The sequence below is a fragment of the Rudaea sp. genome, assembly GCF_057139185.1.
Genome location: NZ_DBNHDN010000014.1, coordinates 115,929 through 137,600, shown reverse-complemented (window position 1 = coordinate 137,600; position 21,672 = coordinate 115,929). Strand labels below are relative to the sequence as shown.

Genomic DNA, 21,672 nt, shown 5'->3' with positions numbered 1-21,672 from the left:
CGCATCGCTCATCGATCGCAATGACATCCCGAACGAGAATTCTCATCGCCTGCGTCCTGCTGGCCGCTCTGCCCGTTTGCGCGGCCGCCGCACAGCAAGGCAAAGCCGGCGACCCCGGCACGGTTTACGCGTTGTACGAAGGCATGGTCAAATTCTCCGCCCCGCCGAACTGGCCCGCGATCATGCAGAAGACCGAAGGCACGCCACAGTTCATCGCCTTCCTGATCAAGGACCCGGCCGAGCCCGGCAGCGGCGAAGCCGCCCAGGTATCGGTCGAAGCGAAATTGCTCAACGACGCCGCGGTATTTCCGGCCCTCGTCAACGCGGGCATCAACAAAGCCAGGCAATCTCCGGGCTACGAAGCTCGCACCGAGGGCGGAACCGACGCCGCTCACTACGTCGCGCTCGACGGCAAGCAGCGTTACGAATACCGCGAAGCCTGGTATCTCGCCTCGAAGATCCTCATCCACGTACGCTGCGCTCGCCCGCTGCTCGCGACGACGAGCGCGGACTGGACCGCAGCCTACGAAACCGGCTGCGCCCAGGTTTTGCATACGGCCAAACCGCACTGAGCCCCTCTTCGACTCGGTCGCCGATCGGTTCGGGTGGCAGCAGATTGGCACTATAAAAAACTGAAAAATCGGATCGTGCGCAGAACCAAATGTCGCGTAGCCTGAGCGTGCCCGCACCGACCGACGCCGCCGCCATGCCCGCCCTTGTTCGCCGCCTTCTCATCCACCTTCCGCGCCTGACCGCTCTGCTCCTCGCTGCCACCATGTCGGGCACCGGCCTTCCCGCTCGCGCCGAAACCGGACAGGATTTCGCCGCCGAGGCCGGTGGCCGCCTGGTCGGCCAGATGGCGCCCGCGGTCAGGCTGGGCACGATCGATGGCAAGACGATCGATCTCGCCGCATTGCGCGGACACAAGGCCGTCTATCTCAAGTTCTGGGCGACCTGGTGCGTGCCCTGCCGCGAGCAGATGCCGCATTTCGAGAATGCCTACCGCCATGCCGGCGCCGATCTCGAAGTCGTCGCGATCAACATCGGCTTCGACGACACGCTGGAGCAGATCCGTGAATACCGCCGCAAGCTCGGGATCACGATGCCGATCGTGCGCGACGACGACGGCCGCCTCGGCGAACTGTTCGGCCTGCGCGTGACGCCACAGCACGTGATCATCGACCGCGCCGGACGCATCGCCTATGTCGGCCACCTCGCCGACGCGCGCCTGGACGCGGCGCTCGCGCAAGCGCGCCAAGGCATCGCCGCCGCTCCGGCAAAAACGCGGTTGGCGGTCGAAACCTCTGCGCAGTCCGCGGCGAAAGCGAAGACGCTGGACGGCGGCCAGATCGCACTGGCTGACCCGGATGGCAGGCGCCGCACCGTGCTCGCCTTTCTCTCGCCGTGGTGCGAGAGCTACTTCGAGAAGTCGCGTCCCAAATCGTCCGCCCGGTGCAAGGCCGTACGCGAGCAACTGGTCGCGCACGGCGGCGATGCGAGCGTGCGCTGGATCGGCATCGCCGCCGGGCTATGGGCCTCCGCGCAGGACCTGCGCGACTACCGCGACGAATACGCCGTGAAGGTACCGCTCGTGCTCGATGGCGACGGCGCGCTGTTCCGCCGCTACGGCGTGCGCCAACTGCCGGCCGTGATCGTGCTCGACGCAAACGGCCGCGTGCTGCGCCGGCTCGATCCCGACGCGCTGCAAGGCGCCAGCCTGGTCGATGCGGCGCGCGCCTCCAATGCGCGATCGCAGCCTTCGAATCCGCCCGAGAGGCGCCGCTGAGCGCGCGCTCAGTCGTCGTCGTCGAAGCGCTGCGAGCCGAACTGCTTTTGCGCCTTCTTCGCCGGAACCGTGCCACTGACAACACCGTGCCAGATCGCGAGCGCGTCGCGCGTCGCGGCAACGTCGTGCACGCGCACGATCAGCGCGCCTTTCTGCACGGCGATCAGCGCCGCAGCGGCGGAACCGGCGGCGCGGTATTCGACATCGCGGCCGGTCAGCGCGCCGATCATGCCCTTGCGCGACAGCCCGGCGAGCAGCGGCACGCCGAGCGCGGCGAGCTGATCGAGTCCACGCAGCAAGGCGAGATTGTGCTCCAGGGTCTTGCCGAAGCCGAAGCCCGGATCGACGACGATGCGCTTTCTGTCGATACCGCTCATCTCGCAGGCGAAGATGCGGCCGGCGAGGAAATTCTTCACCTCGCCGACGACATCGTCGTAGTGCGGCGCATCCTGCATCGTGCGCGGTTCACCCTGCATGTGCATCAGGCACACCGGCACCTTCAATTCCGCCGCGGCATCGAGCGCGCCGTCACGACGCAGCGCGTACACATCGTTGATCATGCCCGCGCCCGCGGCAACCGCTGCGCGCATTACTTCGGGTTTGCTCGTGTCGATCGAGATCGGCACCTCGACGCGCTTCGCCAAGGCTTCGATCACCGGCACGACGCGTGCGATTTCCTCATCTGCCGAAACCTCGCCCGCACCGGGCCGCGTCGACTCCGCGCCAACATCGAGCAGGTCCGCACCCCGCTCCACCATCGCCACGCCCTGCGCGACGGCGGCATCGATGTCGCCGCGCAAACCGTCGCCGGAAAACGAATCGCCGGTCAGATTGAGGATGCCGGCAATGCGCGCGCGATCGAGTTTCAGCGCGCGGCCGGCGCAGTCGAGGATGGGAGTGGTATCGAACATGCGTGAAGCTTACGGCATCGTCTTTGCGTCAGCGACGGGCGGCAACCCGATCTTCTTCGCGAAGGCGACGAAACGCGGATCGGCGCTGTAATCCATGACGAATGCGGCATAGCGCAGCGTCGGCACGCCCGGATCGCGCACGGAGAGCCCGCGATCGAGCCATTCGAACATCTTGTCCGACTCCTTACGCAGCGCGTAGACCTGCGCGATCTGGAACGCGCCGCTGTCGCCGTACTTGTCGATCAGCCCCTCGAGCCCGGCATCGGCTTCGGCTTGGTCGCCGTGGGAGAAATGAGCGAGAGTCAGCGCAAAACTACGCCAAAACGGATCGGTTTCGCGCTGCGCGAGGTCGATGGCAGCGGCCGCGTTGCCGCGCAGGATTTGCAGGATCGCCAGCTCGCACCCGGTTTGCGCCCCCATCGGATTGATTTCGAGCGCCTTGCGCAGGGTGGATTCGACTTCGTCGTAGCGACCGAGCGCACGCAGTGTGCGTGCGAGATAAACGTAGTTGATGCTGCTCAACGGATCGAGCGCGACCGCCTGCCGCCCGAACATCGCCGCTTCGGCAAGACGACCGAACGATGCATTCACGATGCCGAGCGAAAACACGTTGCCGGCGTCTTGCGGCGCGAGTTCGGCGGCGCGCCGGTATTCGGTTTCCGCCCCGATCAGATCGAGATCGCCGACTTGCAAGATGAACGCACGCGACTGATGCGCGCGCCCGAGATCCGGCTGCAGCGCCAATGCGGTCGCCACCGCCGCACGCGCCTTCGTGATCAACGCATCCCGCTCATTGCGATCCGTTACCGAGAAGACGGTCGGCAGCGTCATCTCGGCCCGCGCCAACATGGCATAAGCCAGCGCATAGTGCGGATCGAGGCGGATTGCTTCCTCGTAGTGCGCGATGGCCTCGCGCATGCCCGCGTCGGTGTTGCGTCTGGCAACGAAGACGCCCTGCAGATAGGCGTTGTACGCATCGAGGTTGCCGCTGGGCGGACGATCGCTTTGCGCATTGGTGGCGGTACCTTCGAGCAATTTCGTTTTCAACGCCTCGGCGACTTGCCGGGTGATGTCGTCCTGCAATGCGAACAGATCGGTGTACGGCCGGTCGTAACGCTGCGACCACAGCGTGCGGCTGTCCGCGGCATTCACCAGTTCCGCCGTGACCCGCACCATGTCGCCGACGCGCCGCACGCTACCTTCCAGCAGATGCGCCACACCGAGTTTTGTGCCGATGGTCCGGCTGTCGTCGCGGCTGTCGCGAAACTGGAACGAAGAGTTGCGGCTAATGACCTTCAGGCCCGTGAATTGCGACAGCGCGTTGATCAAGTCCTCCGACAAACCATCGGAAAAATACTGCTGATCCTTGTCGCCGCTGTCGTTGGCCAGCGGCAGCACGGCGATGGACTTGTCAGCAATCGCGGCAGCAGCATCGCTCTTGCGCATCGCGAAACGATCCGTCAACAACAGAATCACCGCGACCGCGAGCACGCCGATGATCCAGAAATCCAGCTTGCGTCCGGTCGAGCGCGTGATCGATGCGTCCGCGGCGATTTCACTCTCGCGCTTGAGCCCTTGCGGCGTCCACTCGTAGAACCACGCGAACGCGAGCCAGAACGGAAAGCCGATCACGGCGGCAACCACGAACCCGCGTACGAGCCATTCCGGTGCACCGAACGACGGCCCCAGTTGCGCGATGCCCTGCGCCAACGCCCACACCGCGCCGATGTAAAGCACGCCCGCGCGCAGCACATTGCGGCGCTTGAGTTCGGCGAACAACCTCACCGCTTTTCCTTCGCCAGCCGCTGCAGCGGTTCGCGCAAATTCTGCAAAGGCCCGCGCATGTATGGCGCGAAATAGTCCGTCATGTTGCCCAAGTCCGTTGCTATATCGGCCATGCGCAATTGCAGCAGCTCCACGAACTTGGGGTCCTTGCGCAGAGTGGCGGCGCCGGCGGCGATGGCGTCCGGCGCAAGCCCGGTCGAGCAGGGATAATCGAGCGCTGTCGCGATACCCGCGTAGTCGCCGACCAGCACGTTGTGGTCGCCGCACTTTTCGGCCAGTGCGCGCTGGATTTCGTAGGCAAATGCCATGCGGAACGCACGACGATATTCGGACTGCCGACCATCCCGCTCGATCTGGTCGACCACCGGCAGGGTGTAGACATCTATGGCGAGCGTGCGCAGCCCCTGATCTCGGATCAGACTGATCTCGCCAGTCGAGGTCAGTTCATCATAGGTGGCGCGGCGGCGCGAGTTGACGTTGAGCTGCGTGGCGCGATAGGCAGCAATCAGCAGAGCTTCGTCGGCAAGCGGCGCCTTGCCGGTCAGTGCGTCGACCGCGCGCTGCGCATTGGCCAGCACTTGTTTGTTGTACTCAATCTGGAACTCGTAATTCCAGGCCTCCACGCGCAGATCGTCCTTGAGCCGCGCGGTGAACTCGACGGACTTCCGGTCTTTCTCGCGATCCTCGTTCCAGTTCGCTGCCTGCACGCCGAGGAACACGCCGATGACGACGACCGCCAGTTCGACGACAACGGCCGTCCAGTCCTGGCGACGGATATTCGCGACGACACGACGCAACATTCTGCTGCCCCCCGGCGGATTCACGGCATCGGCGATGCTCGCCGCCGCCACTCCGACATCGCGTGGACACGATGCTGCACAGTGTCGTGTTCACGCCGTACCTTGACGTTCGTGGCGAGTTTCGGCAATTCGTCGCCGCGGCGCAAGCAACAGCAACAAAAAAAGCCGCCCGGAGGCGGCTTTCAAATCGATCTGCCGGCAAACGTTCAGTGCTGCGCTGCGGTGCCGCCGATCGGTGCGGCCGGCTTGCTGCCGGCATTCGAGGCGGAGCCGGAACCGGTACCGCCGTCGTTCGATTTCTGCCAGTCCTTTGGCGGTCCGGGCTCGCGACCTTCCATGATCGCGGTGATCTGCTCGCTGTCGATCGTTTCGTACTGAAGCAGCGTCTTCGCCATCGCGTGCAGCTTGTCGATGTTCTCGGTCAGCAGGCGCGTGGCGTCCGCGTAGGCCTTGTCGAGGATGTTGCGCACGACTTCGTCGATCTTGCGCGCCGTCTCGTTGGACACGTTCTTGTGCTGCGTCACCGAGCGACCGAGAAACACTTCGTCTTCCTGCTCGCCGTAGGTGATCGGGCCCAGTTCCTCGGACAGACCCCACTTGGTGGCCATGTTGCGCGCCATCTGCGTGGCGCGCTCGATGTCATTCGATGCGCCCGTGGTCACCTTGTCGCTGCCGAAGACCAGCTCCTCGGCGACACGTCCCCCGTACAGCGAGCACAGGTTGCTGTGGATGTAGGTGCGGTTGATGCTGTAGCGGTCGGCTTCGGGCAGGAACAGGGTCACGCCCAGCGCGCGACCGCGCGGAATGATCGTCACCTTGTGCACGGGGTCGTGCTCGGGCATCAGGCGCCCGACGATGGCATGGCCGGCTTCGTGGTAGGCGGTGTTGCGCTTCTCGTCCTCGCTCATGACCATCGAACGGCGCTCGCTGCCCATCATGATCTTGTCCTTGGCGCGCTCGAAGTGGTCCATGGTCACATCGCGCGAGTTGCCTCGCGCGGCAAAGAGCGCAGCTTCATTGACCAGGTTGGCAAGGTCTGCACCCGAGAAGCCCGGCGTACCACGCGCGATCACGATCGGATCGACGTCGGCCGACAGCGGCACCTTGCGCATGTGGACTTTCAGGATCTGCTCGCGGCCGCGCAGGTCGGGCAGCGGCACGACGACCTGACGGTCGAAGCGGCCCGGGCGCAGCAGCGCGGGATCGAGCACGTCGGGGCGGTTGGTCGCGGCGATGACGATGATGCCTTCGTTGCCCTCGAAGCCGTCCATCTCGACGAGCAACTGGTTCAGCGTCTGCTCGCGCTCGTCGTGACCGCCGCCGAGGCCGGCGCCGCGATGGCGGCCGACCGCGTCGATTTCGTCGATGAAGATGATGCACGGCGCGTGTTTCTTCGCCTGCTCGAACATGTCGCGCACGCGCGAAGCGCCGACGCCGACGAACATCTCGACGAAATCGGAACCGGAAATCGTGAAGAACGGTACCTTGGCCTCGCCGGCGATCGCCTTGGCGAGCAAGGTCTTGCCGGTACCGGGCGAGCCGACCATCAGCACGCCGCGCGGGATGCGTCCGCCGAGTTTCTGGAACTTCGACGGATCGCGCAGAAATTCGACCAGCTCCTGCACTTCGTCCTTGGCCTCGTCCACGCCGGCGACGTCGGCAAAGGTGATCTTGACCTGGTCCTCGCCCTGCAGGCGCGCGCGCGAACGGCCGAAGCTCATCGCCCCGCGTCCGCCGGCACCGGCCTGCATCTGGCGCATGAAGTAGACGATGACGCCGAAGAACAGCAGGATCGGCACCCAGTCGATCAACAGACGCGTGATCAGGCCGCTGTTGTCCTTGGCCTCGACCGTGAACTTCACGCCCTGCTTGTCGAGGATCTTGTCGAGCGAGCCGTCGGTCGGCACGATCGTCGTATTGAGTTTCTGCCCGTCCTTGAGCTTGGCGTTGACGGTCTGCAGGTCGTTGCGCAGCACGACCTCGCTGACGTTGCCGTTGTTGACCTGGGCCATGAAGTCCGAATACGGCACGGTGCTCGGTTCGGCGCCGCCGAACTTGAAGCTCTGCACCACCGTGATCAGCACCACCGCGATGACCACCCAGATCACAAGATTCTTGATCATTTCGTTCATTTGCCTTGACTCATCGTGCGGCCGACTGCCGCTTTGCTTCCCGTCATTCCGGCTTGCGCCGGAATGACGGCAAAAAACCTACTTCTTTCCCGTCGCCAGCGCGTAAACCTCGGGGCTGCGCGCGCGTGACGCCTTCGGCTTCCGAATGCTGACGCGCTCATAGCCCTGGCGCAAGCTTTTCAGGTACGCGTCGTAGTCGCGCCCCTGGAAAAGCTTTATCAAAAACGCACCGCCGGGTTTCAAGTGGACGGACGCAAAATCTCTAGCTAACTCAGATAGATGCATGGCCCGCGCCTGATCGGCCACGGTTACACCACTCATATTGGGCGCCATGTCGCTCAAGACAAGGTCCACCGGCGCGCCGTTCAGCAAGACCTCGAGCTGGCGAAGCACACCCTGCTCGCGAAAATCGCCCTCGATGACATCGACGCCGGCGATGCCCTGCATCGGCAGGATGTCGAGCGCGACCACGCGCCCGCGCTCGCCCAGCTTCTCGCGCACCATCTGCGACCAGCCGCCCGGCGCGGCCCCGAGATCGACCACGACCATGCCCGGCTTGAGGATCGCATCGCGCTGCAGCAGCTCTTCGAGCTTGAACACGGCACGCGAACGCCAACCCTCGGCCTGGGCACGCTTGACGTAAGGATCGCTGAAGTGCTCCTTCAGCCAACGGGCACTGGATTTGCTGCGGGAGGCCATAAATTCGGTGCGCATGATACCCTGTGCGCCTGCGCGACGCTTTGATTTTCCATCATTCCATGGCCTTGACCAATTCCCAGATCCGCTACCTGCGCGGCCTCGCGCACGACCTCAATCCGGTCATCCTCGTCGGCAACAAGGGCGTCACGCCTGCGCTGGTCAAGGAATTCGGCGCGGCGCTCGACCAGCACGAACTGGTCAAGGTGAAGATCGCCGGCGACGACCGTGAAGCGCGCAAGCGGCAGATCGACGAACTTGCCGGACAAGCCGGGGCCGAAGTCGTGCAGCGCATCGGCCATGTCGCAAGTTATTTCCGCCGCAATGCGGATGCGCCGAAGATCGCGCTGCCGCGCTGAATCTTTTCCATGCAGTTGACCGAACAACGCAACGAACAACAACTGTTCGTGCGCAAGGCCGATGCCACGAACGTAGTCGTCATCGATCGCGCCTTCACCACCAGCCTGCTGTTGAGCAGCAGCGAAGCGGTCACGGATTTTCCGCCGCGCACGGTCGACCAGCTCGATGCGACGGCGATCGACACCATCCTTGCCCTGAAACCCGAAGTCGTGCTGCTCGGCACCGGCATGCGCGCCGTGTTTCCGGCGCAGGCGGTGCTCGGCGAATTTCTCCGGCGCGGCATCGGCCTCGAAACGATGGACAACGCCGCCGCCGCGCGTACCTTCAACGTACTCGCCGGCGAGGGGCGCAGGGTCGTGGCGGTCTTTCTCCTTCCGGGCTGAGCCCTCACGCGCTCAGGCGTCGATCAGGCCATTGCGCAACGCGATCAAGGTCAACTCGGCCTGGTTGCCCGCGCCGAGCTTCTGCTTGATGTTGTACAGGTGCGTGCCGACCGTGTTCGGCGACAACGACAGCACCTGCGCGATCGTCTGCACCGATTCGCCGTGCGCGAGCTTGAGGAATACGCTGAATTCCCGCTCCGACAGGCCTTCGAGCGCGTTGCCGGCTCCGATCCCGCCCGCTGCCAGCTTGCGCGCGATTTCGGCGTCGACGTAGATGCGCCCGGCCGCGACCGCACGCAGCGCGTCGATCAACTCCTCGGGCGCGCTGCGCTTGGACAGGTAGCCGAGCGCACCAGCCTTGAACACGCGCTGCGGATGCGTCGTGTCCTCGTGCGCCGACAGCACGAGGATGCGCGCCTGGTCGCGCAGGACGAGGCGGCGCACCGCTTCGATGCCGCCCATGCCCGGCATCGACAAATCCATGATCACGACGTCCGGTGCGACCTGCGCGAACTCGCGATACGCCGCTTCGCCGCTCTCGGCTTCGCCGACCACCTCGACCTCGCCACCGGTCTCGAGCAGCATGCGAAAGCCGACGCGCACGACGGCATGGTCGTCGACGAGCATCACGCGGATTCTGCGTTGCGTGTTCATCGCCGCAGTGGAATCTCCACCTCGATCGACGCACCGCGCGGCTCGCGATTGCCTATGCGTGCCTCGCCGCCGAGTGCCTGCGCACGCTCGACGATGCCGCGCAAGCCGTAGTGGCCGGCCAGGCGCCAGTCGACAGGCAAGCCGATGCCGTCGTCACTGACGCGCAGACACAACGCGGAAGATCCGGCTTCCAGCGTGATGCCGATGTGCCTGGCATCGGCATGGCGCAGGGCGTTGGTCACCGCTTCCTGGGCGATGCGATAAACAGCGACCGTCGCCGTCTCGCCCAGCGCCGGCAACAGCCCGAGGTCGAGCGCGATCTCGACTGCCGGATGCCGCCGTCGCCAGTCGCCGACCTGCTCGCGCAATGCATCGGCGAGACCAAGCGAATCCAGGGTCAGCGGACGCAGGCGCGGGATCAGGCCGTGCATCGCCGCGTACAGCTTGCCGGCCGTGTCGGCGATCAGCTGCGCGGCACCGCGCGTCGTCTCGTCGCTGTCCGTGCGGCGCACCAGCGCGAGCGCGAGCGATTTGATCGCGGTGACGCTCTGCCCGGTTTCGTCGTGCAGCTCGCGCGCGATTTCGCGGCGCTCATCCTCGATGCGCGCGCGCACGGTGTCGGCCAACTCCCGATTCTGTTCGAGGCGCAATTGGGCCTCGAGCGCCTGTTGGCGCGCGTCGATATTCTCCTCGATCGTTCGCGTCATGCGGTTGAACGCAAGCGCGATCGTGCCCGCCTCTGCGCGCCAGTACGCGGGCAAGCGCGCGCGCAGGTCTCCGCGCTGCACCTCGTCGAGGCCGCGCACGATGCGCGCGAACGGCTGGGTCGCGCGCCACACCAGCCAGTAAACCAGCAGGTTGCCGAGCACGAAGATCACCGCACCGAACTGGAACATGTGCAGCGCGCCGTCCCAGCCGTCGCGGACCGCGCTGGTCGGATCGGCGTCGATGTCGAGCACGCCTTCGGGCGTCTGGAAGCTGCGATGCACGGGCTCGGGCGCAACCATGTCCGCATACCAACGCGGCGGCTCGCGCCCGGGCTTGCGTACGTCGGGCGGTGAGGCGTAGATCAGGCCGCCGTTGCGGTCGTGCAGGCGGATCATCGTCGCTCGGACATGGCCGAGGCGCGAGAGGAATTCGCCGAAGCCGCGCCCGTTCACGCCGTCGTCGGGAACGAGGTTGGCGAACAATTGCGTGGCGACGCGGTTGCCCGCCTCGACCTCGGCACGCACGCTGCTGCGCGTCGTTTCCAGATGCATCGCCAACAGGGCGACGACGAAGATCGCCGTCATCGCCGCGACGAGCAGGTTGAGCTGCATGCGCAGGCTCATCGTGCCGGCACGCCCGATACCACGCGCTGGCGCGAAAAGAGCCGCGATGCCGGGGACGGAGCGGGAGCGCCCATGCGCCTGATGCTAGCCGAAATCCCCCAGCTTCGCGCGGGCGACGACACGGCAAAATGGCCCCCGCCCGCCCCGCCGCTGTTTGATCGCCTGCGCGTCGCAAACAGCAACGGCCGCACGACCCTCCTCACTGTCCCGCGAACCAGCCCACCACATCGACCACCACCTGGGTTGACCCCGCACTGCCCACGTACAGGGCGACCTTGCCGCCCGCGCCGACCTTGGCGATGACGAGGTTCGGGACGCTTTGCCCGGCAACGAAGTTGATATTCGATGCCAGTGGTTGGCCGCTGCCGCTCGGCCACACGGTCAGGTAACCCGGCGCGGTCGGGCCGGTCACGGTCACGTTCAGCACCACGGAATCGACTCCGCTCGCCGGCACGCCGCCCCGATTCGACACGGTCAGGTTCGTGGTGCTGCCACCGGCCAGCGCACCGATGCCGGCAAATGCGTGGTCGATCGTGTCGAACCCCGGCCGCGTATCCATCAGCCGCGCCGGTTGCAGCGGCGTCAGTTGCGAGGCGGTCGGAAACCAGCCGGCCACGTCCGCGATGACATCGGTCTGGCCGGCCGAATTGAAGATCGCGATCTTGCCGGCGCCGCCGAGCTTGCCGATCACCAGGTTCGGGACCACGTCGCCTGGCATGAAGTTGAGGTTCGAGGCCACCGGCTGGGCCGTACCGCTGGGCCACAGGGTCAGATACCCCGGCGCGCTGGGCTGCACCGCGGTCACGTTGAGAATCGCCGCGCCGACGCCGCTGGCGGGAATGCCGTAGCGGCCGGCAACGGTCAAATCCAGCCGCACGCCGGGACCGAGCGCACCGCCGCCCTTGAACTGGTTGTCGACCGTACTGCCGATGGCGCGCGTGTCCAGCAGGCGACCGGGACTCAGCGGCACGAGGTCCGCCGCGCTGCCGAAGTAACCAGCCACGTCGGCGATGAGCTGGGTGTTGCCGCTCGAGTTGTACAACGACACCTTGCCGTTCGTGCCGAGCTTGGCGATGACCGTGTTGGCGATGGTCTGCCCGGCGCTGAAGTTGAGATTGGAGGCGAGCGGCTGCGCGCTGCCGCTCGGCCACACGCTGACATATCCGCCTGTGGTCGAGCCGGTCGCGGTCACGTTCAGCACCACCGCGCTGATCGCACTGGCCGGCATGCCGCCACGGCCGGCGATGGTGAGATCGAGCTTGGCACCCGCGCCCAGGGCGCCGCCGGCCGCGAACTGGCCGTCGACCGTGCTGCCGATCGCACGCGTATCGAGCAGGCGCACAGGGTTGATCGAGACGAAGCCCGCCGGCAGTGAGAAACTCGCGATCACCGTGCAATTGCCGCTGACCGGGTTGGTCGTGTACGTCGTGCCGCTGAGATAGCCACCGCAGGTTCCGCCCACGCTCGCGACATATCCGCCGTTGGCAGCCACGGTGAAGGTGGCGCGCGCGCCGCCGGACACCGGCTGCGGCGTGTTTGGGGAGATGCTGCCGTTCGCGCCGGCGCTCGGCGTCACCGTGTAGCTGGCGGCACTGGCGCGATACGCCGCGATGTACGGCGCGTTGGCGTTGATCGCGGTGGCGCTGTCTGCACCGGTGGCCGAATACGTCGTGCCGGATACGTTGACGGAATACGTCGTGCCGATCGGTACGCCGCAGGAGCCGCCGTTGCACGAAGCCGGCAGCGCCGGATTGGAAAAATACGGCACGATCGGCGCGCAACCGGGGCTGCTCGAATAGGCCATGACGGTGCCGGCCGAGCCGTTGCAGTAGCCGCGGTTGTAGGCGGGGTTGCCGTCCGGACTGCCATGCCCCAACCCGGCTGCGGTGGTGGTGTACAAGTCATGTGCGGCGCCCATGTTGTGACCCAATTCGTGGGTCGGCGCCGTATCGCCCGCGCTCGTGGCTCCGCCGTCGCACGCGGCGGCTCCGCTCGAGCGGACGTCCGAGACGAGCGAAAACGCATACGCGCCGATCGCGTCCTGCGACGGGTCGTCCAACCACGCCAGACCGCAACTGGGATCGTTCGAGTAGTAGACGCGCAACATGTTGACCATGTCCGCACCGCTGTTGTCGCGCAACGCGGCAATTGCGGTGCTGGTGCTGTTCGGTGTCGGATTGCCGGAGCTATCCACCCCGGTAATCTCACGCAATGCGGTGGAGTTGGTCTTCCCGTTGGCATCGGCATAGCTGAAGGAAGTGACTGCCACCGCACGCAGCATGACGTTGATGCCGCTGTTGATGTAGACGTTGTTGCTCGTGGCGATCAGCACGTTCACGCGCGCGATCGCGGCGCTGTCTCCGCCGAGGGCGCTGGCGAAACCCGGCGTGTACAGTTCGAGCACGTCGATTTGCGCCGGCCCCGCGCTCGCGACGACCGGCGCCGGTCCGACGCCGCCGGCCGGAGCGCCGACCTGCTGCCCCGGAGGCACCAGCTCGTCGTCCACGCTCGGCACGACCTCCTCCTCGCCGGCGGCACGCGCGTCGATCAGTTGCGCATGCTGCACGTCACCGCGCAGGCGATGCTTGCCCTGCGGCGTCGCGATCGTGCCGTCGACCTTGCCGCGGTAGGTGGAAATCAGTACCGGATAGCTCTTGCCGAAGTCCGTGAGATACCCCACCCAGACCTTGCCGCCGTCGTAACCCGCTTCGGTTCTCTCGTAGGTCAACGTGTAGGCCGTGCCCGACGGGGTCACGATCCTGGCCTTGTCGCCGCCCTGCATGGCCGCCATGGCGCCCGTATCGAGCGCGATGATCCTGGTCGCGCCCGTGGCGGCAGCCGTGTCGATGCCCCGCGAGGCCTTGTCGGCATCGGCGTCGCGAAACAACTCCACCGCGTCCCGGGGCGGGTGTCCCTGTGCCAATGCGGAAGCCTGCCAGACACAATGCAGACACGTCGAAACGATCAACAAGCACTTCCACGAGATTCGCATGATCGCCGCCTGTTCTGGTGGAGGGAAAGCCGCGCCCCGACCGAGGCGTGTATGGATTATTGCGTATTCGGAACTTGAAGCGAGTAGTTCCCGGGAAACCCGAAAATTCCGGGTGCGGCTGAGCGCATCCGCATCGATCTATCCGCGCCGGGGAGAATGCAAGGATTCACGCTCCTTTGTCGATAGATTGCCATGTATCGGCTCGCCGCCCGGGCAACCGGATGCACAAAGGCATCTGCATCACCGAGTCGTCGGCTTCGCCTTCTCGCCCGCCGACGCCCGCGGCTCGACGCGCCGGCTGCCGAGCTTGACGATCTCGGGCTTGTCCCAGCTGCCACTGACCTTGTATTCGCTCTGCGTCGCCTGGTTGATCGCCTTGCCGAGCACGCCGCCGACCAGCGCACCGGCCGCCGCGCCGACCGGGCCGCCGACCAGCGCGCCGGCACCGGCAAACACGGTCGCACCGACATGCGGAGTCACTTCGACGCGCATGTTCCATTCGCTGGTCTTCAGGCCGATCGCGCCCTGGATGCGCATGTCCGCAGTCGGACTCTTCACCTCGAAACCGTCGGTGTAGGCGTAGCCGTCGGTCATCGTGAACACGCCCTGGGCGAGGTCGAAGCTGAAGCCTTTGTTGAACAGATCGCCGAAGTCGAACGCCAGACGGCGTGGCAGCGCGGCGAGGTTGAGCAAGCCGGCGAGCCGGCCCGCGCCGGGTTCGAGATTCGGGATGCGCCCGTCGGCGATCTTCATGTGCAGCGCACCGCCGTTGATCCGGTTGAGCGCGAATGCCGACGGCGTCCCGGCCCAGCTCGCGTCGATCGAGGCGGTGATTTCGCCGCCGGCGAGTTTGCCACCGTAGCCGAGCGCGTCGAGCATCGCGCCGAAGTCGCGCGCCTTGAGTTCGATGCCGAAGGTGGATCGGTGATAGCCGTTCTTGCGCGTCCACACGCCGTGCGCCTGCATGTCGATGTCTTTCGAATGCGAATTGACCTTGTCCAGGCTCATGCCGTCGGCCATCGGCCGCGTCTCCACCGAAGCCGCGCCGTAGCTGGCCTTGCCGAGGCGGAAGTCGCCGATGTCGATGCGCAGCGGCGGGATCGCCGCCGGATTGAGCGCGTCGTCGCGCACCGCGCCGATCGGCGTGGCGTTTGCTGGCGGTTCCGGCGCCTCGGGCCAGTGCAGGCGCTTGAAGTCGGCGACGATCGTGGCGGTGCGCAGGTTGTTCTTCGGTACGCTCAGGCTGCCCTCGATGCGCGCACCGTCGAAATCGACGCGCACCGCGTCCGCGCCGAGGCCGACGCGCACCTTGGCTTCGCCCAAGTCGCGGTCCCAGGCGACGAGCGAACTGGTGCGCAGGTCCACGCCCTGGAGCACGTCGCTGCCGCCATCACTGCTGCCGTCGGCGACGAAATTCATCCAGCCGGAAAGGTCGATCGCGCGTGCCACGCCGCCGATCGCGATGCCGGCCTTCGGCAGCACGCCGGTCGCCTCGCCGCCGAAGATCACGTTCGCGGCGAATGGCGCGGTCGGCGTCGGCAGCTTGCCGCGCAGATTGAGGATGTCGCCGAGGTTCGCGTCGATATTCGCGCCGACGGGCGGCAGGCCGACCGTGAGCTTGAACGACAGTGCACTGTCGGCGGATTTCTGCAGCGGCACGGGCAGATCGATGGCAACGCCGCGCAAATCGGAAGTCAGGGTCAAACGCTGGCCGTTGTCGACCGCGTTGCCCTTGTCCGGATCGCGGTCGACGCTGAACTGCGCGTTCCAGTTCGTCTCGCCCGAAAGGTATTTTTTGTAACCCTTGAGCGCCGAGGCGTAGCTGTCGATCACCGCGCCCACCGGCAGGCGCGTATCGACCTTGCCTTCGACCACGTGCTTCGCATCGCCGACGTAGTCGCCGATCGCGAGCGAGAGCTTCGCCGGCTTGCCCTTGAACGTGGTCGCAAGCGCGTCGGCGGAGAAGCCGCTGCGGTTGAAACGCAGCGGTCCGGAAGCCTTGTCGAATTTCAGATCGTACTTCGCGTCGGCGAGGTCGGCATCGGCGAGCTGCACCTTGCCGTCGATCTGGAAATTCTCGATCGGTTTCATCGGCGCGCGCAGGGCGAAGTCGACCTTGCCCTGGCCGCCGACGTCGACGCCCTGCAGAGGCGCTGCGAACTGCGTGCCCAGCGGCGATGCCTTGACGAAGCCGAGCAACTCGCGGCCGCCGCCCTGCGCGTTGGCCGAAACCTCGAGCGTGCCTTCGCCATAGTCGCTGATTTCGACGCCGGCCTTGTTCACTTTTACGCCCTGGATACTCCCGCCGTCGGTGTCGGCATGCAGGCCGGCGTTGACGAAATCGACGAGCGCATGCGTATGCTCGACTGCCGGCCAGTCGCCGAGATAGCGGAAGCGCAGGTCGGCGACTTCGGCGCTCGCTTCGAAGCGCCCGGCGTTGTTGCGGAACGGCCAGTCGGCAAGGTTGCCGCGGAACACCGCACGCCCACCGATCACCTCGCCCGCATCGAGCGCGCGATCCAGCCATTCGATCGCGTGCGGCGACATCACCGCGATCGGCCAGAAACGCTTGGCCGCCACCACGTCGGCATGGTTGACGACCGCGGCGAGGTCGAGCGCGGGTTTGCCGCCGGCATCGAAGATCTCGACACCGCCACGCAGTTCGCCGCCATAGCTCTTGCCCGGCGTCGTGTTCTCGAAATGCAGCGCACCGGTCTCGATGCGCCAGGCATCGTCGGCATGATACGCGCTGACGCTGCCGTCGAATTCGGCGAAGCTCAACGGTTCACGGAATACCTTGGGCAGCAGCACGGCGAACGGGTTGTGCTGCGGCAGGTCGAACGTGATCGCATCCTGGTCCGCGAACAGCAGGCCGGAAAGCCCGCTCACTCCGGGGACCTTGCCGAACGCGTGCACGTCCAGCCGGTCGAGCCGCGCGGCGGCATCGAAATCCTTCGCGCCGGCGAAGCGCAGCGTCGCACGTGCAAGCGTGCCCGCAGGGTTGCCGGCATACAGCCAACGGCGCAGGTCGGCCGGCAGCGTGTCGACGAGCATGGCCGTGCTGGCGACGGTGCCGAGATCGAGCGCGCCGATGGCGATCGTGTGCTCGGGCGTCGCATGGTAGTCACCCTCGGGATAGCGTCGGCGCAGATGCAGTTCCGACGACGCCAGCGGATCGCCCTGGCGCACGATCTTCAGGTCGGCGACGTCGGCGCTGAACCCGTCTTGCTCGCGCCGCCAGCGCATGCCGAAGGCGAGGCGATCGATGCCGACATGCGGCAGGAAATCGTGCCTGTCGTCGAGCTTGATCGAGGTATGCGTGGTCAGCACGAGACTGGAGAGATCGACTTCGGCGCGCACTTCGCTGATTTCGCCGTTCTTGAGCCAGGCCCAGACCTGCAGTTTGCCGCCGCCGCGCTCGACGACGAGTCCGTTCAGTGGATAGTTGCGCAGCACCGCCGCGAGGTCGACATCGGCGCCGCCCGCGTAGGCACGGCCTTCGCGTCGGCCGCGGTCGTACTCGACCACGGCGTTGACGGGCGCAGAGTCATTCTCGAGATTCCTCACGCGCGCGAGCACGCGCAGGAAGTCGCCGCGCGCGATCAGGCGCAGCTCGTCCGCGCCGAGCTTGAAGTGTTTGTCATTCGGCAGGTCGTCGATGTTGAGCGTGGCCTCGCGCACGACGACGGTGCCGAGGCTGAACGGCACATTGTCGTCCACGGCGGAATTGGACGCCGCGTTGCCGGTGTCGAGCCCGCGCAGGTGCCACTCGCCCTGCGCGTTGCGCACCAGATCGAGCTCGATGCCGGACAGGCGAATCTCGGTCCAGCTCGCGCCCGGTCGCGCCCAGGCGAAGAAGTTGATCTTCAACCCGGCGCTGGCGAGATTCAGCATCTGCTCCGGCGCCGCCTGCGCATCCCCTGCCGGCGAGGCGCCCAGATGCACGCCGGTCAGATTGAGCAATGGTCCGGTGCGCTCCCAGCGCGCGTCGAGCTGGTCGATCGTGACCGCGCGTTGCAGTGCTTCGGCAAGCTTCGCGCTGACCCATTGCGGATGGTCCGTCAGCCACGGCAGCACGACGAGCTGGGTCAGGCTGCTCGCGATCGCCATGAGGATCGCGAAGGCCGCCAGCAGCCCGAACAGCCACCATTGCGCACGGTGCAGATGGCGGCGCCAGGGAGTCATGGAATACGGGACTCGGGGCCCGCGACGCGGGATTCGGAAAGATCAAAAATGCACGGAAACCCGGCTCCCGCCGAGTCCCGGGCCCCGAGTCCCGAATCCCGGCTCTTACAGCAGCACCACATCGTACTGTTCCTGCGCGTAGTGTTCCTCGGCCTGGAAGCGGATCGTCTTGCCGGTGAATTCCTCGAGTTCCGCGACCGACGCCGACTCCTCGTCGAGGATGCGCGTGACCACCTTCTGCGCCGCGAGCACGAGCAGACTCGACGCCTCGAACTGGCGCACCGCGCGCGTGATCTCGCGGAAGATCTCGTAGGTAACCGTTTCGGCGGTCTTGACGCTGCCGCGGCCGTCGCAGGCCGGGCACGGCTCGCACAACTGGCGCTCGAGGCTTTCGGTGGTGCGCTTGCGCGTCATCTCGACGAGGCCCAGGCCCGACATCTCGTACACGGTCGTCTTCGCGTGATCGTGGGCAAGCGACTTCTCGAGCATGCGCAACACCTGACGCTTGTGTTCGGCATCGATCATGTCGATGAAGTCGATGATGATGATGCCGCCCAGATTGCGCAGGCGCAATTGGCGCGCGGCTGCCTGCGCCGCCTCGAGGTTGGTCTTGTACACCGTCTCCTCGAGGTTGCGGTGGCCGAGAAACGCGCCGGTGTTGACGTCGATCGTGGTCATCGCCTCGGTCTGGTCGACTATCAGATAGCCGCCCGACTTCAATGGCACTTCCTTCTTGAGCGCACGCTGAATCTCATCCTCGACGCCGTAGAGGTCGAAGATCGGGCGCTCGCCGGAATACAACTCGATACGTTCGGCCAACACGGGCATGAATTTGTGCGTGAATGCGATGGTCTTGTCGTAGGTCTCGCGCGAGTCCACGCGCACCTTCTCCACGTCCTCGCGCAGCAGGTCGCGCAGTGCGCGCAGCGGCAGCGCAAGTTCCTCATAGATGCGCGCGCGCGGCTCTGCGCGACGCATGTTCTCCTGAACCACGCGCCAGACGCGGCCGAGGTAGGCGACGTCGGCGGCGAGCGCCTCGCGCGACGCGCCCTCCGCGTTGGTGCGCACGATGTAGCCAAGCTGAGGGCTGACCGCCGAGGGCTGAGGGCCGGAATCCGTCGGCTGCGGAACGGTCAGTTCCTGCATGATTTCCTTCAACCGCACGCGCTCGGCCTCGTCCTCGATGCGCACCGACACGCCGATCATCTTCGCGTACGGCAGCAGCACGAGATGGCGCGAAGGTATCGACAGATGCGTGGTCAGGCGCGCGCCCTTGCTGCTGATCGGATCCTTGACCACCTGGACGATGATGTCCTGACCTTCGTGCACGAGTTCGCTGATCGGCGGGGTCGGCGGTGCGGCAATGTCGCCGTTCTCGCCTTCGTGGCCGTCGCCGTTGCCTGCCGGCGCGGAGCGGACGATGTCGTTCGCGTGCAGGAACGCCGCGCGCTCCAGCCCGACCTCGACGAACGCCGCCTGCATGCCCGGCATGACCCGACTGACCCGGCCGCGGTAGATATTGCCGACGTAGCCTCGCTTCAGCGCGCGCTCGACATGCACTTCCTGCAGTACGCCGTTTTCCACCACCCCGACGCGGGTCTCGCGCGGGGTGACGTTGATCAGGATTTCCTCAGACAAGGCCGCAGCTTCCGCAATTTTCCTCAGCGTGGTTATAGCTTGGCAGGCGGGGCTTGTCGATCTTGCATTCGCCCGCGGGGCCGGTCAGCCCGCGGAAATACCGAAGCGCCGCAGCAAGGCCGAGGTTTCGAATAGTGGCAGGCCCATCACGCCCGAGTAGCTGCCGTCGATGCGGCTGACGAAGGCTGCGGCACGGCCCTGGATCGCGTAGGCGCCGGCACGACCCATCGGTTCGCCGCTGGCGACGTAGGCGGCGATGGCCACCTCCTCGAGTGCGGCGAACGTGACCCGAGTGCGCGATAGCGCATGCTCCTCGCGTCCCGCGCTGACCAGCCAGACCGCAGAGATCGCCTCATGTGTGCGCCCGGCCAGCTTGCGCAGCATCGCAATCGCGTGTTCGTGGTCCGCGGGTTTGCCGAATACCTCGTCGTCGAGCACGACCTCGGTGTCGCCGCCGAGCACGACCGCGTCTCTCACTCCGGACAGCTTGAGCAAGCCCGCGCCGGCCTTCTCGCGCGCGACGCGGCTGACGTAGTCCGCGGGCGGCTCGCCCGGCGCGCGCACCTCGGGCAGGTCGAGTTGAATGGTGCCGAAGTGCACGCCGATCTGCTCGAGCAGTTCGCGGCGGCGTGGGGATTGCGAAGCGAGATAGAGCATGCCTGCGCCGGCTTCAGGCCGGATCAACCGGCGTATCGCCGCCGCTGAACGCGACCCGCGCCTGACGCCGGCGCGTGCGCCACTCGCCAATCCAGCGGCGCGCATCGGCCAGGCCGACGGCGGCATAGATCAGCTTGAACGCGGCGATGCGGCGCATCACCGACGCGTTGTCGAACACATCGCCGGCGAGCAACGAGACGACGCCGTCCTCGATGCGCCAGGTGTTGCGCGGGCTGGCGAACATCTGCCGCATCACCGGCGAATTGAAGCGGTAGATGAACCAGGAGAACACGCGCAGTCCGCGCTGGAAGCGCCTGGCGTATCGTGCCTGCAACGCCGCCTCGCGCTGTGGTTGCGCGAGGGCGGCGTCGATCATCACGGCGGCGCGCTCGGCACTTTCCATGGCCAGATAGACGCCCGAGGAAAACACCGGATCGACGAAGGCGTAGGCATCGCCGACCATGACCCAGCCCGGCCCGCTCATCTGCGTGCACGAATACGAATAGTTGCCGGTGACGCGGATATCGGACACGCGCTCGGCTTGCGCCACGCGTTCCCACGCCTGCGGCATCGAACGCAGCGTCGCGTCGAGAAAGCCGGCGTTGTCGCCGCGGCGCTGCCTGAGGTGTTCGGGCCAGCAGACGCAACCGACGCTGGCCAGACCGTCGCGCAGCGGAATGATCCAGCACCAACCCTGCTCGAAGCGGTAGATGCTGATGTTGCCGGCGTCCTCGCCCGCGCGCAACCGCACGCCGCGATAGTGGGCGAAGATCGCCGCGCTCTGGTGCTTGTCGTTCTTGCGCTTGAGCTTGAGCTGGTTGGCGAGCAGCGTGTCGCGCCCGCTCGCATCGACGAGATATTTCGCGCGCACGGTCAGCTCACCGCCGTCGCCGTCGCGCGCATGGGCGCTTACCTGGCCGATACCGTCCACGTCGACGCGCTCGACCTTGACGCCCTCGCGCGCGTCAACGCCGCCGGCGCGCGCGTGCTCGAACAGCATCTGGTCGAATTCCGCGCGCGTGACCTGATAGGCGTGCGGCGGCGTCGCCCCCAGCGCGTTGCGGAAGCGAAAGGTCTGGTGGCCGCCGCTGCCATCGGGAAAGTCGGCACCGGCCTTGTACACGCCGAGCGCGCGCACCTTGTCGGCAACGCCGAGCCGCTCGAAGATCGGCAGGTTCGCAGGCAGCAACGACTCGCCGATGTGGAAGCGCGGGTGTCGCTCCTTCTCCAGCAGGATCACGCGTCGACCTGTGCGTTGCAGCAGCGCCGCGGCGGTCGAGCCGCCAGGTCCGCCGCCGATCACCAGCACATCACATTCCCACTCCTGCCCGCCCACCGTCATGCCCGCTCCCCGGAATTCAC

At 66.2% G+C, this 21,672-nt stretch carries 16 protein-coding genes; 4 read left to right on the top strand and 12 right to left on the bottom strand.

Annotation, left to right across the window (positions count from 1 at the left end; genetic code table 11):
- The first annotated feature begins 20 nt into the window (after nt 1-20).
- Both AC16HO_RS05875 and AC16HO_RS05870 read left to right on the top strand, forming a co-directional pair.
- Nucleotides 21-572, top strand: coding sequence for a hypothetical protein (locus tag AC16HO_RS05875; protein ID WP_395642912.1), 552 nt, complete (start codon nt 21-23; stop codon nt 570-572).
- A 134-nt stretch (nt 573-706) separates the two neighbouring features.
- Entirely contained in the window at nt 707-1,786 is a 1,080-nt protein-coding gene (locus tag AC16HO_RS05870) for a redoxin domain-containing protein (protein WP_484335336.1), read from the top strand.
- An 8-nt stretch (nt 1,787-1,794) separates the two neighbouring features.
- Here the strand turns inward: AC16HO_RS05870 and folP are convergent, their stop codons facing one another.
- From folP to rlmE, 5 genes are all read right to left on the bottom strand, one after another.
- Nucleotides 1,795-2,697: a dihydropteroate synthase gene (gene folP / locus AC16HO_RS05865; RefSeq protein ID WP_395642914.1), complete on the bottom strand. Its 903-nt coding sequence runs from the start codon at nt 2,695-2,697 to the stop codon at nt 1,795-1,797.
- Between the two features lie 9 nt (nt 2,698-2,706).
- Nucleotides 2,707-4,482: a hypothetical protein gene (locus AC16HO_RS05860; RefSeq protein ID WP_395642915.1), complete on the bottom strand. Its 1,776-nt coding sequence runs from the start codon at nt 4,480-4,482 to the stop codon at nt 2,707-2,709.
- Entirely contained in the window at nt 4,479-5,282 is an 804-nt protein-coding gene (locus AC16HO_RS05855) for a DUF6090 family protein (RefSeq protein WP_395642916.1), read from the bottom strand. The genes AC16HO_RS05860 and AC16HO_RS05855 overlap by 4 nt, the downstream gene beginning before the upstream one ends.
- A 206-nt stretch (nt 5,283-5,488) precedes the next feature.
- Entirely contained in the window at nt 5,489-7,414 is a 1,926-nt protein-coding gene (gene ftsH, locus AC16HO_RS05850; RefSeq protein ID WP_395642917.1) for an ATP-dependent zinc metalloprotease FtsH, read from the bottom strand.
- Between the two features lie 78 nt (nt 7,415-7,492).
- A complete protein-coding gene (gene rlmE / locus AC16HO_RS05845; protein WP_395643049.1) occupies nt 7,493-8,113 on the bottom strand; it encodes a 23S rRNA (uridine(2552)-2'-O)-methyltransferase RlmE in 621 nt (206 codons plus the stop codon).
- Nucleotides 8,114-8,172: 59 nt separating this feature from the next.
- Here rlmE and yhbY point away from each other — a divergent pair, with 59 nt between their 5' ends.
- Together yhbY and AC16HO_RS05835 are read left to right on the top strand one after the other, a co-directional pair.
- On the top strand, nt 8,173-8,469 hold the full coding sequence (gene yhbY / locus AC16HO_RS05840) for a ribosome assembly RNA-binding protein YhbY (RefSeq protein ID WP_395642918.1): 297 nt from the start codon (nt 8,173-8,175) through the stop codon (nt 8,467-8,469).
- Between the two features lie 9 nt (nt 8,470-8,478).
- Nucleotides 8,479-8,853, top strand: coding sequence for an Mth938-like domain-containing protein (locus AC16HO_RS05835; protein ID WP_395642919.1), 375 nt, complete (start codon nt 8,479-8,481; stop codon nt 8,851-8,853).
- A gap of 12 nt (nt 8,854-8,865) precedes the next feature.
- On the opposite strand, the gene AC16HO_RS05830 is transcribed toward AC16HO_RS05835, so the two are convergent.
- From AC16HO_RS05830 to AC16HO_RS05800, 7 genes are all read right to left on the bottom strand, one after another.
- Nucleotides 8,866-9,507 (bottom strand): response regulator, encoded by a 642-nt coding sequence (locus AC16HO_RS05830; protein WP_395642920.1) that lies wholly within the window; start codon nt 9,505-9,507, stop codon nt 8,866-8,868.
- Nucleotides 9,504-10,838 carry an ATP-binding protein gene (locus AC16HO_RS05825; RefSeq protein WP_395642921.1) on the bottom strand — a complete coding sequence of 445 codons (1,335 nt, stop codon included), beginning with the start codon at nt 10,836-10,838 and terminating at the stop codon, nt 9,504-9,506. The genes AC16HO_RS05830 and AC16HO_RS05825 overlap by 4 nt, the downstream gene beginning before the upstream one ends.
- 199 nt (nt 10,839-11,037) lie before the next feature.
- Nucleotides 11,038-13,830: a reprolysin-like metallopeptidase gene (locus AC16HO_RS05820; RefSeq protein ID WP_395642922.1), complete on the bottom strand. Its 2,793-nt coding sequence runs from the start codon at nt 13,828-13,830 to the stop codon at nt 11,038-11,040.
- 240 nt (nt 13,831-14,070) lie between these two features.
- Nucleotides 14,071-18,015 carry a YhdP family protein gene (locus AC16HO_RS05815; RefSeq protein ID WP_395642923.1) on the bottom strand — a complete coding sequence of 1,315 codons (3,945 nt, stop codon included), beginning with the start codon at nt 18,013-18,015 and terminating at the stop codon, nt 14,071-14,073.
- Between the two features lie 105 nt (nt 18,016-18,120).
- Nucleotides 18,121-19,653, bottom strand: coding sequence for a ribonuclease G (rng, locus tag AC16HO_RS05810; RefSeq protein WP_395642924.1), 1,533 nt, complete (start codon nt 19,651-19,653; stop codon nt 18,121-18,123).
- Nucleotides 19,654-19,737: 84 nt separating this feature from the next.
- The gene (locus AC16HO_RS05805; RefSeq protein ID WP_395642925.1) at nt 19,738-20,310 is read right to left on the bottom strand and encodes a Maf family protein; all 573 of its coding nucleotides are present in this window, start codon (nt 20,308-20,310) and stop codon (nt 19,738-19,740) included.
- Nucleotides 20,311-20,323: 13 nt separating this feature from the next.
- Nucleotides 20,324-21,652: an NAD(P)/FAD-dependent oxidoreductase gene (locus AC16HO_RS05800; RefSeq protein ID WP_395642926.1), complete on the bottom strand. Its 1,329-nt coding sequence runs from the start codon at nt 21,650-21,652 to the stop codon at nt 20,324-20,326.
- Nucleotides 21,653-21,672: the final 20 nt, after the last annotated feature.

Coding starts and splice junctions, on each gene's coding strand:
- AC16HO_RS05875 (WP_395642912.1), top strand. CDS start 21: ATGACATCCCGAACGAGAATTCTCATCGCCTGCGTCCTGCTGGCCGCT.
- AC16HO_RS05870 (WP_484335336.1), top strand. CDS start 707: ATGCCCGCCCTTGTTCGCCGCCTTCTCATCCACCTTCCGCGCCTGACC.
- folP (WP_395642914.1), bottom strand. CDS start 2,697: ATGTTCGATACCACTCCCATCCTCGACTGCGCCGGCCGCGCGCTGAAA.
- AC16HO_RS05855 (WP_395642916.1), bottom strand. CDS start 5,282: ATGTTGCGTCGTGTCGTCGCGAATATCCGTCGCCAGGACTGGACGGCC.
- ftsH (WP_395642917.1), bottom strand. CDS start 7,414: ATGAACGAAATGATCAAGAATCTTGTGATCTGGGTGGTCATCGCGGTG.
- rlmE (WP_395643049.1), bottom strand. CDS start 8,113: ATGGCCTCCCGCAGCAAATCCAGTGCCCGTTGGCTGAAGGAGCACTTC.
- yhbY (WP_395642918.1), top strand. CDS start 8,173: ATGGCCTTGACCAATTCCCAGATCCGCTACCTGCGCGGCCTCGCGCAC.
- AC16HO_RS05835 (WP_395642919.1), top strand. CDS start 8,479: ATGCAGTTGACCGAACAACGCAACGAACAACAACTGTTCGTGCGCAAG.
- AC16HO_RS05830 (WP_395642920.1), bottom strand. CDS start 9,507: ATGAACACGCAACGCAGAATCCGCGTGATGCTCGTCGACGACCATGCC.
- AC16HO_RS05825 (WP_395642921.1), bottom strand. CDS start 10,838: ATGAGCCTGCGCATGCAGCTCAACCTGCTCGTCGCGGCGATGACGGCG.
- AC16HO_RS05820 (WP_395642922.1), bottom strand. CDS start 13,830: ATGCGAATCTCGTGGAAGTGCTTGTTGATCGTTTCGACGTGTCTGCAT.
- AC16HO_RS05815 (WP_395642923.1), bottom strand. CDS start 18,015: ATGACTCCCTGGCGCCGCCATCTGCACCGTGCGCAATGGTGGCTGTTC.
- AC16HO_RS05805 (WP_395642925.1), bottom strand. CDS start 20,310: ATGCTCTATCTCGCTTCGCAATCCCCACGCCGCCGCGAACTGCTCGAG.
- AC16HO_RS05800 (WP_395642926.1), bottom strand. CDS start 21,652: ATGACGGTGGGCGGGCAGGAGTGGGAATGTGATGTGCTGGTGATCGGC.